Origin of the sequence: Paracoccus sediminicola (genome assembly GCF_027912835.1) — a bacterium.
GTDB lineage: Bacteria > Pseudomonadota > Alphaproteobacteria > Rhodobacterales > Rhodobacteraceae > Paracoccus > Paracoccus sediminicola.
Map to the genome: position 1 here is coordinate 2,121,138 of NZ_CP115768.1, position 12,845 is coordinate 2,133,982.

11 protein-coding genes are annotated in these 12,845 nt (G+C 64.2%); 3 read left to right on the forward strand and 8 right to left on the reverse strand.

What is annotated here, in order from left to right:
* Both PAF18_RS10510 and dusA read right to left on the reverse strand, forming a co-directional pair.
* The gene (locus PAF18_RS10510) at positions 1 to 810 is read right to left on the reverse strand and encodes a sulfite exporter TauE/SafE family protein (protein WP_271115675.1); all 810 of its coding nucleotides are present in this window, start codon (positions 808 to 810) and stop codon (positions 1 to 3) included.
* Positions 807 to 1,802 carry a tRNA dihydrouridine(20/20a) synthase DusA gene (gene dusA / locus PAF18_RS10515; RefSeq protein ID WP_271115676.1) on the reverse strand — a complete coding sequence of 332 codons (996 nt, stop codon included), beginning with the start codon at positions 1,800 to 1,802 and terminating at the stop codon, positions 807 to 809. The genes PAF18_RS10510 and dusA overlap by 4 nt, the downstream gene beginning before the upstream one ends.
* Before the next feature lie 156 nt (positions 1,803 to 1,958).
* Between dusA and PAF18_RS10520 the strand changes: the two genes are divergently transcribed.
* Complete coding sequence (locus PAF18_RS10520) at positions 1,959 to 2,801, forward strand: lysozyme family protein (RefSeq protein WP_271115677.1); 843 nt, start codon at positions 1,959 to 1,961, stop codon at positions 2,799 to 2,801.
* A gap of 117 nt (positions 2,802 to 2,918) precedes the next feature.
* Here PAF18_RS10520 and prpB read toward each other — a convergent pair whose 3' ends face one another.
* The 3 genes from prpB to PAF18_RS10535 all read right to left on the reverse strand — a co-directional run bounded on the left by prpB (position 2,919) and on the right by PAF18_RS10535 (position 6,652).
* Complete coding sequence (gene prpB, locus PAF18_RS10525; protein ID WP_271115678.1) at positions 2,919 to 3,833, reverse strand: methylisocitrate lyase; 915 nt, start codon at positions 3,831 to 3,833, stop codon at positions 2,919 to 2,921.
* A 156-nt stretch (positions 3,834 to 3,989) separates the two neighbouring features.
* A complete protein-coding gene (gene prpC / locus PAF18_RS10530; protein ID WP_271115679.1) occupies positions 3,990 to 5,126 on the reverse strand; it encodes a bifunctional 2-methylcitrate synthase/citrate synthase in 1,137 nt (378 codons plus the stop codon).
* Positions 5,127 to 5,137: 11 nt separating this feature from the next.
* Positions 5,138 to 6,652 (reverse strand): MmgE/PrpD family protein, encoded by a 1,515-nt coding sequence (locus PAF18_RS10535; RefSeq protein WP_271115680.1) that lies wholly within the window; start codon positions 6,650 to 6,652, stop codon positions 5,138 to 5,140.
* Between the two features lie 200 nt (positions 6,653 to 6,852).
* On the opposite strand from PAF18_RS10535, the gene PAF18_RS10540 reads away from it, so the two are divergent.
* Entirely contained in the window at positions 6,853 to 8,250 is a 1,398-nt protein-coding gene (locus PAF18_RS10540; RefSeq protein WP_271115681.1) for a short-chain fatty acyl-CoA regulator family protein, read from the forward strand.
* Here PAF18_RS10540 and PAF18_RS10545 read toward each other — a convergent pair.
* The 3 genes from PAF18_RS10545 to PAF18_RS10555 all read right to left on the reverse strand — a co-directional run bounded on the left by PAF18_RS10545 (position 8,247) and on the right by PAF18_RS10555 (position 11,064).
* Positions 8,247 to 8,912 carry an epoxyqueuosine reductase QueH gene (locus PAF18_RS10545; RefSeq protein ID WP_271115682.1) on the reverse strand — a complete coding sequence of 222 codons (666 nt, stop codon included), beginning with the start codon at positions 8,910 to 8,912 and terminating at the stop codon, positions 8,247 to 8,249. The two genes, PAF18_RS10540 and PAF18_RS10545, sit on opposite strands and share 4 nt — an antisense overlap.
* A gap of 228 nt (positions 8,913 to 9,140) precedes the next feature.
* Positions 9,141 to 9,389 (reverse strand): hypothetical protein, encoded by a 249-nt coding sequence (locus tag PAF18_RS10550; protein ID WP_271115683.1) that lies wholly within the window; start codon positions 9,387 to 9,389, stop codon positions 9,141 to 9,143.
* A 64-nt stretch (positions 9,390 to 9,453) separates the two neighbouring features.
* Entirely contained in the window at positions 9,454 to 11,064 is a 1,611-nt protein-coding gene (locus PAF18_RS10555; RefSeq protein WP_271115684.1) for an isocitrate lyase, read from the reverse strand.
* A gap of 324 nt (positions 11,065 to 11,388) precedes the next feature.
* On the opposite strand from PAF18_RS10555, the gene PAF18_RS10560 reads away from it, so the two are divergent.
* A complete protein-coding gene (locus tag PAF18_RS10560) occupies positions 11,389 to 12,822 on the forward strand; it encodes a helix-turn-helix domain-containing protein (protein WP_271115685.1) in 1,434 nt (477 codons plus the stop codon).
* Positions 12,823 to 12,845: the final 23 nt, after the last annotated feature.

Sequence of the window (12,845 nt, forward strand, 5' to 3'; positions counted from 1 at the left end):
TCAGAAAAGCGATTTGCGCAGCATATTGACCGCAACCAGGGCAAGGAACAACGCGAAGATCCGCTTCAGCCGCCGCGGATCGCTGCGATGCGCCAGCGCCGCGCCGAGCGGCGCGGTCAGCAACGTCATGGCGATGATGATGAGAAAGGCAGGCAGGTTCACCGCGCCGAATGTGCCGGGCGGCGGGTTGTCGGCCGGGGTCAAAAGGAACAGCGCCGTCGATGGCAGCGCGATCAGCCCGCCAAACCCTGCCGCCGTGGCCACGGCGCGATGGATCGGCCGCCCGTGCAGCGTCATCAGCGGCACCCCCATTGAGCCGCCACCGATCCCCAGAAGCACAGAGCAGAAGCCGGTGATCCCCGCATAGACATATTTCACCGGACCCCGCGGCATGGTCTCGGCCAGACGCCAATCCGCGCGACCGAGCAGCATATAGCTGGCGATGACGATGACCAGCACGGCAAAGATAACCTGAAGCGTCTCGCTGCGCAGCTGCGCTACGGTCAGCACCCCGATCCCGGCGCCAAGCGCGATGCCCGGCGCCCAGTCCCGCAAGATCGGCCAGTCGACCGCGCCTCGGCGGTGATGGGCCATGACCGAGCGCGCCGAGGTCACGATGATCGTCGCCAGCGAGGTGGCCAGGCAAATCTGCATCAGATCGGGCGAGCCGTAACCCATCTGGCCGAACACCGACAGCAGGACCGGCACCAGAACGATCCCGCCGCCAACGCCCAAAAGCCCCGCGAGCACCCCGGCAAAGGCACCGGCCGCGGTCAGCGTGAGCAGGGGCATCAGCAGCGTTGCGGTCATGCCGCTGCCATCGCGCCGCGGATCTGGTCGAGCGCCGCATCGTAGAGCGCCAGCCCCTCGGCCGGGCTCTGCGCCTTATGCGCACCCTCGCTGAGCACTCTCCGCCACAGTCGCGCACCGGGTCGGCCATGAAACAGCCCCAGCATATGCCGCGTGATCTGATGGATCCGCGCGCCCTCCTCCAGCCAGGCCACGATCTGCGGGCGCATCGCCAGCGCCGCCTCCACGGGGCCTTTGCAGGGCGGCTCGCGGTTCCAGAGCCGGTCCGCTTCGCCAAGGATGTCCCAGGGCTGATGATAGGCGGCGCGGCCCACCATCACCCCGTCCATCAGCCAGAGCTGGTCCTCGATCATGCCCGGCGCGATGCCGCCATTGATCGACAGATGCAGTTCCGGGAACCGGGTCTTCATGCGATGCACCAGCGGATAATCCAGCGGCGGAATCTCGCGGTTGTCCTTGGGGCTCAGCCCCTCCAGCCAGGCCTTGCGCGCGTGGATGGTGATCCGCCGCACCCCGGCATCCTGCATCTGGTTCAGGAAATCGGGCAGCACCGTGTCAGGGTCCTGATCGTCCACGCCGATGCGGCATTTCACCGTCACCTCGACCGCGCTTTCGGCGATCATGGCGCGGACGCATTCCGCCACCAGCCCCGGCGTCTTCATCAGCACGGCGCCGAAACAACCCGACTGCACCCGATCCGAGGGGCAGCCGACATTCAGGTTGACCTCGTCATATCCGAAGGGCGCGGCCAGCGCGGTGGCCCGGCGCAGCTCTTCGGGGTCCGAGCCGCCGATCTGCAAGGCCACCGGGTTCTCGGGCGCGTCCCGACGCAACAGCCGCGCACGGGGGCCATGGATGATCGCGGCGGCGGTCACCATCTCGGTGTAAAGCAGGGCCTCCCGCGAGAGGATCCGGTGAAACCCACGGCAGAACCTGTCGGTCCAGTCCATCATCGGCGCGACCGAGAGCCTTGCCTGTTCGGTGACATTCATCCGCATCTGCTCGCGTTAAACCCGATCCGCCGCGCAGGCTCTGATGCGCTTCGCACGGCTCCGGGCGATGTAAGTCATCGGCGCGAAGAATGCAAAACGCCACGTCTGATTCAGAGATCAACCACGCGTTAATGCACCTCGGCTAGGCTGAGCGTCATGCGATTCGTATTCCTTCTGCTTCTGCTTCTGCCGCAGCTTGCGCGCGCCGCGCCGGAACAGCCGGCAGCGCTATGCGAATGGGCATCGCAGACCGCCGCGGCCGAGGCCGGGGTGCCGCCAGATATTCTTGGCGCGCTGACCCTGACCGAGACCGGGCGCAATCGCGACGGCGTCGTCCGCCCCTGGGCCTGGAGCGTAAATGCAGAGGGCAAGGGAAGCTGGTTCGACGATCCCGGCAGTGCGCTCGCCTTTGCCGAGGATCGGGTCGCGCGTGGCCGGCTGAACCTCGATATCGGCTGTTTCCAGCTGAATTACCGGTGGCACGGCATGCATTTCGCCTCGGTGGCCGAGATGTTCGACCCTCTGAACAATGCCCGCTATGCGGCGCGCTTCGTCAGCGAACTTCAGGCCGAATTCGGCGACTGGCGCAAGGCGGCGGGTGCGTTTCATTCGCGCACGCAAGTCCATGCGACTCGTTATCTGGCACGTTTCGATGAGCTTCGGGCAGGCTTGCAGGCGCGGGGCTTCGAGGGGATGCGGGACATGTCGGCAACCTATAATCGATTCGCCGCGGCCGATCCGGCGCAGCTTGCGATACCGCCCCGCGCAGCGCAGAGAGTGCGTATCGTTGACAACCGCATGCTGCTCGGCGCGCCGAAAGGGACCGGGCGCACCGGCATGCCCGGCTCGCTCGCGGTGATCGGCGGCGAGCGCGGCTCGCTGCTGGGACAGGGAAGCGCGCTGCTTGGTCCGGTGCGCGCGCCTCTGATCGGCCCGGCCAGAGCACCGCCCGAATACAGCGCCGAAATGGCCGGCAGCGAGGCCGAATTGCTGCTTTGACAATCTTCGGCACACGGGTCCGGCCGCGGGCGGCGTGAGCCGGATGAGCACCGCCACGAAAAACGTCGCTCCCGAAAGGGTGCGGCGCTGATTTATCGGCGGCGGGTCACAAGGCGGTCAGGCTTGCCAGTCCGGCGCCACCGAGGCGGCGATGGTTGCGTCAAGCGCCTCGAATTCGCCGAGCTTGATGGTCTCGTAAAGCTCCTGCCTCGTCTGCATCTCGTCCAGCATCGCCGTGGTAGCCCCGTCGCGCGCCAGCGTCGCATAAAGCTTTTCCTGCGCCTTGTTCGCGACCCGCAGCGACGAGACCGGCCAGATCACCATATCGTAACCCAGATCCTCGAATTCCTGCGCCGTCAACGCCGGGGTGCGCCCGAATTCGGTCATGTTGGCCAGAAGTTTCACACCGGGCAGCGCGGCGCGGACCTCCTTGAACATCTCGACCGAGGTCAGCGCCTCGGGGAAGATCGCATCGGCACCGGCCTCGACATAGAGTTTGGCTCGCGCGACCGCGCCTTCGATCCCCTCGCTGGCGGCGGCGTCGGTGCGGGCGATGATGCGCAGATGGCGGCGGGCCCTGGCGGCGGCGGCGACCTTGGCGGCCATATCCTCGGCCCTTGCCAGTTTCTTGTCGTTCAGATGGCCGCATTTCTTCGGCAGAAGCTGGTCTTCCAGATGCACCGCGCCGGCGCCCGCATCCTCGAAGCTGCGCACCATATGCATGACATTCAACGCCTCGCCATAGCCGGTATCGCCGTCCACCAGCAGCGGCAACTGGCTGGCCCGCGCGATCTGGCGGATGAAGAATGCGACCTCATCCACGGTGATGATCCCCAGATCCGGCAGCCCCATCGAGGCCGTCATCGCCGCGCCCGACAGATACAGCGCCTCGAACCCCGCCGCCTTGGCCTGCAGCGCCGACTGGCCGTTATGCGCGCCGGGCAAGCGCAGGATGCCGGGCGCATCCAGCAATTCCTGAAAGCGCTCGCCCGCAGGGCGGTCGGGATAATCGGATCCGATGAGATATGGCATGTGTTCCATCCTTCTTGTTCTTCAAAGCTCTGCGCCGAGATCCGCCTCGCCCCGGCTGTCGCGCCAGCGGCAGCCACGCGTACGCCCGCCCCATGGCGGGCGCGTTCCGCGCCCAACGGTGCGAACGCTCACCGCTCAGCACCGCCGCCGCTTGGATCATCCCCGCTTCGCGAGCGGCACAAATTCCCGGTTCTCCGGTCCGGTATAATGCGCCGAGGGTCGGATGATCTTTCCGTCCTCGCGCTGCTCGATCACATGCGCCCCCCAGCCGGAGCTGCGCGAGATCACGAAGAGGGGCGTGAACATCGCCGTCGGCACGCCCATCTGGTAATAGGACACCGCGCTGAACCAGTCGAGATTGGGGAACATCTTGCGTTCTTCCGCCATCACCGTCTCGATCCGCTCGGCAATGTCGAACATCCGCGTATCGCCCGATTCCTCGGACAGCTGCTTCGCCACCCGCTTGATGACCTCGTTGCGCGGATCGGCCACGGTATATACCGGATGGCCGAAGCCGATCACGATCTGTTTTTCAGCGACGCGCCGGCGAATATCTTCGGCCGCCTCGTCGGGCGAGCCATAGCGGGACTGGATGTCGAAAGCGACCTCATTCGCGCCGCCATGTTTCGGTCCACGCAGCGCACCGATGGCGGCGGTGATCGCGGAATACATATCCGCGCCCGTCCCCGCGACCATGCGCCCGGTGAAGGTCGAGGCGTTGAATTCATGTTCCGCATAGAGGATCAGAGAGGTCTGCATCGCCCGGATCTGGCTGTCGCTTGGCGTCTTGCCATGCAACAGCCGCAGGAAATGTTCGGCGATCGAAGCTTCATCGCCCTCGACCTCGATCCGGCGGCCATTCTGGCTGTAATGATACCAATACAGTAGCATCGACCCCAGCGACGCCATCAGACGGTCGATAATGTCGCGCGCGCCCGCCAGATTATGGTCATGCGCCTCGGGCAGCGCACAGCCAAGTGCCGAGACCCCGGTGCGCATCACATCCATCGGATGGGCGGCGGCGGGCAGCTGTTCCAGCACCGCCTTGACCGAGGCAGGCAGCCCGCGCAGCCGCGCAAGCTTGGCCTCATAGGCGGCAAGCTGCGCCTTGGTCGGCAATTCGCCATGGACCAGCAGATGCGCGATCTCCTCGAATGTCGCGGCCTCGGCGATGTCGAGAATGTCATAGCCCCGGTAATGCAGGTCGTTGCCGGTCTCGCCCACGGTGCAAAGCGCAGTATTCCCGGCCTCGACCCCCGACAGCGCCACGGATTTCTTGGCTTTCTTGGCCATGTTGTCCTCCCTTATTTTCCGAAGTCGAAAATCCCCGTCGGGCGCTGCTCGCCCAGTTTTCCGGCCTCGACGATGAAGTTCAGCGCCGCCAGATCGCCGGCCTTCAGATCAGCCAGAGCCTCGACCGCCTGCAGGAAGCGCTCCTGCTCGGCGGCGGCGATGATACCGTCCGACAGGGTCAGGAATTTCTTCTTGTAGTTCTCGCGGATGAAGGGCCGCGCGCCATCGGGGTGGGCGTCGGCCAGCGCCAGCTCATCCTCGACCACGCTGCCATCTTTCATCGTCACGACGACGCGCCCGCCAAAGGCCTTTTCTTTCGGGTCCTTGGAGTGATAGCGCCGCGTCCATTCCTTGTCCTCGGTGGTCGAGATCTTGTGCCACAATTCGACCGTCTCGGGACGGTTGGCACGCTCCGGCGCATAGGATTTCTCGTGGTGCCAGCCGCCATCCTCTAGCGCGACCGCGAAGATATACATGATCGAATGGTCCAGCGTCTCGCGGCTGGCCTTGGGATCCATCTTCTGCGGGTCGCCCGCGCCGGTGCCGATCACGTAATGGGTGTGATGGCTGGTGTGAATCACGATATTGTCGATCTGGCTCAGATCGCCGATCTTCCGCCCCATGCGGCGGGCCAGGTCAATCAGCGCCTGAGACTGGTATTCCGCCGAATGCTCCTTGGTATAGGTGTCCAGGATTGCGCGCTTCGCCTCGCCCTTCTCGGGCAGCGGCACGTGATAGACCGTGCCCGGCCCCGACAGCAGATAGGCGATAAAGCCGTCCTCACCCTCCCATGCGGGGGATGGCGCGCCTTCACCGCGCATCACCCGGTCTACGGCTTCGATCGCCATCTTGCCCGCGAAGGCCGGAGCATAGGCTTTCCAGGACGAGATCTCGCCCTTGCGCGACTGGCGGGTGGTGGTGGTGACATGCAGCGCCTGCTGGACGGCCTGAAAGATCACCTCGGTCGGCAGGCCCAGAAGCGTGCCGATGCCAGCGGCCGCTGACGGGCCGAGATGGGCGATATGGTCGATCTTGTGCTCATGCAGGCAGATGCCGGTGACCAGATCGACCTGAATTTCGTAACCCGTTGCAAGACCGCGGATCAGATCGGCGCCGGATTTGCCGGTATGCTGCGCCACGGCGAGGATCGGCGGGATATTGTCGCCGGGATGCGAATAATCCGCCGCCAGATAAGTGTCGTGGAAATCCAGCTCGCGCACCGCCACGCCATTGGCATAGGCCGCCCATTCCGGCGAGATCGTCTTACCGCTGTCGACGCCGAACACCGTCGCGCCTGGGCTGTAAGGATGGGCCATCGCCTGCGCGCGGGCCGAGGCGACCGGGCGCCGCGCGACAGATGCGGCAGCGACCGAGGCGTTGTCGATGATCCGGTTGATGATCATCTCGGTGACGTCGGCGTCCACCGCTACATCATCGGCGGCAACCTCGGCGATCTTCCAGCCAAGCTGATCCTCGCGGGCGAGGTTCTCGGCCGATTTATATGTGCGCACTTCATGGGTTTTCATCGACATCTCTCCTGTCAGTTGACCCTTGCGAGGCAGCGCCTGGCTGGCGCGGGCGGTCCGGGGCGGATCGCGGTCCGCCGGGTCTTCGCAAGATTTGCTGGTCGCAACTTCCCATGCGACGGCAATCGCAGTAAAGACAGAAGTTGCACAGAGTTGCGAAGCCGCTCAGCACAGCGTGCAAATTTTGCAAAGGTGAGACGATGAAGAATGCTTATCTCGGCAGGCAGCTTCGCCGTTTGCGCGAAAGCCACGGCATGACACAGGCGGCACTGGCCCGCGCGCTCGAATTGTCGCCCAGCTATCTCAACCAGATCGAGCGGAATCAGCGCCCGCTGACCCTGCGCGTGCTGCAACGTCTGGACACGCAATTCGGAGCCGAGGCGCAGCCATTCCAAGAGGCCGGGGACGGGCGGCTGACATCTCGGTTGCGCGCGGCTTTCGCCGATCAGGGCGCGTCGATCAGCACCGCCGAGCTGCATGATCTCGCCGATAACGCGCCCGGCCTGGCCAAGCTGATCCTCGACATGCGCCGCCGCCTGCGCAATGCGACTGAAAGGGCTGATCTCTTGGCCGAACAGATCTCGGGCCAGCCCGACATGCCCGCGGCAACCGGGTTCGAGGCGGTGCGCGACTATTTCTACACACGCCGCAACCATATCGCAGAGCTGGACCGCGCCGCCGAGCCGCTTGGCAACCTGCTGCCCATCGCCGGGCGGGCTGACGCGCTGACCACCTATCTGCGTGATCGCCACGGCATCCGCGTCGAGATGCGCGCCGCCAAAGGCATGCAGCGCCGCTTCGATCCGGCGCAGCGGCTGTTGCAGGTCTCGGAAGATCTCAGCGACGCTCAGCGCAGTTTCCAGATCGGCACCCAGCTTGCCCTGCTCGAGGAAAGCCCGACCATCGACCGGCTCTGCGATGCCTCGGGCCTGCCTGCCGACGCTCTGCCGCTGCTTCGGATCGGGCTGGCCAATTATTTCGCCGGCGCGCTGATCCTGCCCTATGGCGCGTTTCGCGCCACCGCCGAGGCGCTGCGCTATGACATCGAGCGGCTGTCGCGCCGGTTCGATATCGGCTTCGAAACCGCCTGCCACCGGCTGTCGACTCTGCAACGCCCCGGCGCCGAGGGGGTGCCGTTCTTCTTCATCCGGGTGGATCGGGCCGGGAATATCTCGAAAAGACAATCCGCCACGGATTTCCATTTCTCGCGCTTCGGCGGTTCCTGCCCGCTTTGGACGATCTATGACGCGTTCTCGCGGCCGGGCACGCTGTTACGCCAGCTCGCGCAGATGCCGGATGGGCGGCGCTATCTGTGGATGGCGCGGACGGTCAGCCAGGGCGGCGGGCGCTTCGGCGCGCCGGTCAAGCATTTCGCCGTGGCGCTGGGCTGCGACATCGCCCATGCCGAGCGCTTGGTCTATGCCGACGGGATGGATCTGCACGGCCCCGACGCCGCCACGCCCATCGGGCCGGGCTGCAAGCTGTGCGAGCGCGACGCCTGCCCGCAGCGCGCCTTCCCGATGATCGGCAGCCCGGTCGCGGCCGAGCCGACCAGCAGTCGCTTCGCCCCCTATTCGACCGTCGCCGGACCGCGCTAGCCGGTCTGGTCGTCGCGTCCGTAGAACATCTTGCCGATTTCGATCGGGCCTCGCCCGACCTCCCGGCGGTGGCGATTGGTGTCGCGCAGCGAATACACGCAGCCGCAATATTCCTGCATGTAGAATTCCTCGCGCTTGGAAATCTCGATCATGCGGTTCGCGCCGCCGCCCTTGCGCCAGTTGAAATCCCAGTATTCGAGGCCGTCATAGGGCTTCACCGCGCGTTCCCCGCAGCCATTGATCTGCTTCATGTCCTTCCAGCGCGAAATCCCGAGGCTGGAGGTCATCACCGGAAACCCATGCTCATGCGCGTAAAGCGCTGTCCGCTCGAAACGCATGTCGAAGCACATCGTACAGCGAATGCCGCGCTCTGGCTCCCACTCCATCCCTCTGGCGCGGGCGAACCAGTTGTCGCTGTCGTAATCCGCGTCGATGAAAGGCACGTCATGTTCTTCGGCAAAGCGGATATTCTCATCCTTGCGAAGCAGATATTCCTCATGCGGATGGATGTTCGGGTTGTAGAAAAAGATCGTGTAGTCGATCCCCGACGCGGTCATCGCCTCCATCACCTCACCCGAACAGGGCGCGCAGCAGCTATGCAGCAGCACTTTCTTTTCGCCATTGGGCGGGGTCAGCACGGGGCGGTCGAGATCGGTCGTCATGGCGTCACCTTGCGGGGTCGCGGGGTCAAATGCGGTATGTAGCGTGAAATCGCGCTTCGTGAAAGAGGTGGTGGGTACGTGGATGGCGGTTCGGCGGGACATAGTCGCCATCTGGGAGTTTGTCGTAGGGCGATGGTCGAGAAGGGCCACATGCTGCCTTCTGTGATATACGCAAAACCAAAAAAGCGGGCCGCCCGGACCCGCTTTTTTCATTAGTTCATCAAGCGCTCAGCCCTTGGCGTCGCCCTCGGCCTTGTCGCCGGTGCCGCGGATCGTCGGCACGATCTGATCACCCCAGGCGCCGGCACCATTGTGGAAGCGCGAGACGCGGATCAGTTCCACCGACACGCCCTCGTTGACGGCGCGCTGCACCGCCTCGTTGACGCGGTGGACGGCCTCGGCCACGCGGTGGATGGCGCGGGTTTCGCGGTCGGCTTCGGGAAGGTCGACGCGCTGGAATTCGGTATCTGCGTTCATGTCTCGGTCCTCCGGTTCAGAGTCCCCGCCACCATAGCGGCGGGAACCGGTAGTTTACAGAGCCTTATTCGGCCGCGAACTGGTTCATCGTGTTGGCCTCGCCGCCCGCTTTCAGCGCACGGTCGCCGCCGACCATTTCCTTGAACGTGTCGCCCAGATCGGAACCCACCTCGTGCTGGTGCTTGACCGCCGAGATGCCGCGGCGGATTTCCTCGCGCTGCACCGTCTTGACGTAAGCGAGCATCTTGTCCTCGCCGAAGTAACCGCGCGACAGCTCGTCCATGGACTTTGCGGTCAGGTGGAAGGTCGGCAGGGTGATGAGGTTGTGGAACACGCCGGCACGGGTCGAGATATCGTGCTGGAAGTTCTGCAGACGCGCGTCGGCTTCCTGACCCAGCTCGGTATCGTCAAATTCCGGCTTCATCAGCTCGTTCCCTTCCGGATAGTCACCGGCCTGGATCTTGCCTTCCTCGATCCACTGGTCGCGGACCTGTTTGCGCAGGTTCAGCGTCCAGTTGAAGCTGGGCGAGTTGTTATAGGTCAGCTTGGCATTCGGCACGACCTCGCGGACCGCATTCACCATGCCGGCGATTTCATCGACATTCGGGGTATCGGTCTCGATCCAGACCATATCGGCGCCACCTTCGGTCAGGTTAACGATGCAATCCTCGATCACGCGATCACGGCCCGAGCCTTCCTTGAACGGAAACAGCCCGTTCGCCAGACGCTGCGGCTTCACGAATTCGCCGTTTTGGAACAGAGCCAGCTCGCCTTCCTGCATCGGGTTCTGATCGGTGATCGGCTCGGTCTTGAGCCATTTGATGTATTCCGCCGCCAGATCGCCCGGCTGCTGGCTGACCGGAACCTTCTGGGTCAGACCCGCGCCGAGACTGTCGGTCCGCGCCACGATCACACCGTCATCCACGCCCAGCTCTTCAAAGGCCAGACGGCAGGCGCGCAGCTTCTCGATGAAGTCCTCGCGCGGCACGGTGACCTTGCCGTCCTGGTGGCCGCACTGCTTGGCGTCGGACACCTGGTTTTCGATCTGAAGGCAGCAGGCACCGGCCTGGATGAGTTCCTTCGCCAGCAGATAGGTCGCGTGCTCATTGCCGAAGCCCGCGTCGATATCGGCGATGATCGGCACGACATGGGATTCGAAATTGTCGATCTTCTCGATGACAGCGTTGCGCGCCTCGTCATTTCCGGCGGTCTTCAGCTCCTTGAACAGGTCGTTCATGGCCACTTCATCGGCCTGACGCAGCGAGACATAGATCTCGCGGATCAGATCGGCGACGGCGGTCTTTTCGTGCATCGACTGGTCGGGCAGATGGCCCCAGGTGTTGCGCAGACCGGCAACCATCCAGCCCGACAGATAGACATAGGCGCGCTTTGTGGTGCCGCGCAGGCGCTTGACCGACTTGATCATCTGCTGCGCGTGAAAGCCCGACCAGCAGCCCAGCGACTGGGTGGACAGCGTCGGATCGGCATCATAGGCCGCCATATCCTCGCGCATCACACTCGCCATGTGGCGCGCAATGTCGAGATGGGTGTCATAGCTGTTCTGGAGCTTCAGCTGCACGATGTCGTCGACGCTCACCCCGCCGGCGGTCTGACCCTTGGGGAAGCGCTTTTCGACATCAGCGCGCAGTTCGGCATAGCTCTTGCGGTGCGTCATGGTCTCTCCTTTCATGACATAATCCGGAAATCGGGATCGCGTGGCCGGTCACGACGCGTCGGCACAGGCCCTGCTTCAACCGGGCGAAACCGATCCCGGCGGCACGGCGCGGCAAGCGCGATGCGGCGGTTTGCGGTGGTCTGGCCCGTGGTCATGCTGGCGCCCCTTCGTGACAGGCAGTGTTTCGTTTCGCGGGTGATTCCCCCGTCCCTACAATTGTCACTCTAGTAATGTCATGCTGCATATGCATTAGTCTGTTACGGGAATGAGGTCATTCTGTCACATTTGTAAGTTTAGTTACGTTTGTAATGTAAGGAATGTAACATGGTGCGAGGCGAAAAGCTCATCATCGGCAAGCGGCTGAAAGTGCTGCGCACGACGTTGGGGCTGACACAGGCTCAGATGGCCGAACAGCTCGACGTGTCGCCAAGTTACATCACCCTGATCGAATCCGATCAGCGCCCCGCTTCGGCCAAGCTGCTGATGCGGCTGGCGCAGGTCTATGACCTGAACGTGGCCGAGCTGGCACCGGGCACCGACGCCCAGCTCGCCGCCGATTTCGAGGCGGCGCTCAAAGACCCATCGCTGGACACGGACGGGGTCAGCCGGGCCGAGATCGAGGCGGTGCTGCAAGCCTCGCCCCGCGTCGCCTCCGCGCTGGTCCGGCTGCAAGGCCGGCTGCGGGACGCGATGATGCGCGGTCAGGCGGAAAGCAATCCGCTCACCGATCGCAACAAGGTCGAGGCGCTGGCGCAGGTGGCAAAACCGGTCGAGCAGGTCCATGACTGGTTTTACGAGAACCGCAACTATATCGACGCGCTCGACCGCGAGGCCGAGAAAGTGGCGATGTACAACCGGATCCATCGCGACGAAAGCGGGATGGGGCTGCACAAGATGCTCGCCGCGCATAGCATCCGCGTGCGCCGCCTGCCCGCCGCGGTGATGGGCGGCACGCTGCGCCGCTATGATCCGCACCGCAAGGAGTTGCTGCTGTCCGAGCTGCTCGACGCCGCCAGCCGCAGATTTCAGATCGCGGTGCTGCTGGCGCGGCTGAACCATCAGGATCTGATCGAGCAGGTCATGTCCGACGCCGAGCTGGAAGGCGACGCCTCGCGCAGCCTTGCCCGCGTCAGCCTGGCGAACTACTTCGCCGCCGCGCTTCTGATGCCCTATCAGCCCTTCCTCGCCGCCTGCGAATCCGAGCGCTACGACATCGAGGTGGTCAGCCATCGCTTCGGGACCAGCTTCGAGCAGACCACGCACCGCATGACCACGCTGCAACGGCAAGAGGCGCGCGGCATCCCGTTTTTCTTCGTGCGGATCGACCGGGCGGGCAATGTCTCGAAACGCTTCAGCGCCGGGCGCTTCCCATTCTCGCGCTTCGGGGGGACCTGCCCGCTCTGGAATATCCATGCGGCCTTTGAAACGCCTGGCCGCATTCACACCCAACTCATCCGGATGCCAGAGGGAACGCGCTATTTCTCGGTCGCGCGCACTGTGACCCGTGCAGGGGGCAGCGCCCAGGCACCGGCACCGCGTCTTGCGGTCGGGCTCGGCTGCGACGTGACCTTTGCGCCGCGTCTTATCTATGCCGACAGCATCGATCTGGAACGCGCCGAACCAACCGATATCGGGCTGAACTGCTTCCTCTGCGAACGCCAGAACTGCGCCTCGCGGGCGCAGGCACCGATCAACCGCAACCTCGCGGTCAACGAACTGGAACGAAGTGTCGCTTTGTTCAGTTTTGAAACCGAATAGAAACCGCTATACTCACGCCATCC

What these genes read in the sequence shown, in the direction of transcription:
- PAF18_RS10510 (WP_271115675.1), bottom strand. Translation starts at nt 810, where the DNA reads ATGACCGCAACGCTGCTGATGCCCCTGCTCACGCTGACCGCGGCCGGT.
- dusA (WP_271115676.1), bottom strand. Translation starts at nt 1,802, where the DNA reads ATGAATGTCACCGAACAGGCAAGGCTCTCGGTCGCGCCGATGATGGAC.
- PAF18_RS10520 (WP_271115677.1), top strand. Translation starts at nt 1,959, where the DNA reads ATGCGATTCGTATTCCTTCTGCTTCTGCTTCTGCCGCAGCTTGCGCGC.
- prpB (WP_271115678.1), bottom strand. Translation starts at nt 3,833, where the DNA reads ATGCCATATCTCATCGGATCCGATTATCCCGACCGCCCTGCGGGCGAG.
- prpC (WP_271115679.1), bottom strand. Translation starts at nt 5,126, where the DNA reads ATGGCCAAGAAAGCCAAGAAATCCGTGGCGCTGTCGGGGGTCGAGGCC.
- PAF18_RS10535 (WP_271115680.1), bottom strand. Translation starts at nt 6,652, where the DNA reads ATGAAAACCCATGAAGTGCGCACATATAAATCGGCCGAGAACCTCGCC.
- PAF18_RS10540 (WP_271115681.1), top strand. Translation starts at nt 6,853, where the DNA reads ATGAAGAATGCTTATCTCGGCAGGCAGCTTCGCCGTTTGCGCGAAAGC.
- PAF18_RS10545 (WP_271115682.1), bottom strand. Translation starts at nt 8,912, where the DNA reads ATGACGACCGATCTCGACCGCCCCGTGCTGACCCCGCCCAATGGCGAA.
- PAF18_RS10550 (WP_271115683.1), bottom strand. Translation starts at nt 9,389, where the DNA reads ATGAACGCAGATACCGAATTCCAGCGCGTCGACCTTCCCGAAGCCGAC.
- PAF18_RS10555 (WP_271115684.1), bottom strand. Translation starts at nt 11,064, where the DNA reads ATGACGCACCGCAAGAGCTATGCCGAACTGCGCGCTGATGTCGAAAAG.
- PAF18_RS10560 (WP_271115685.1), top strand. Translation starts at nt 11,389, where the DNA reads ATGGTGCGAGGCGAAAAGCTCATCATCGGCAAGCGGCTGAAAGTGCTG.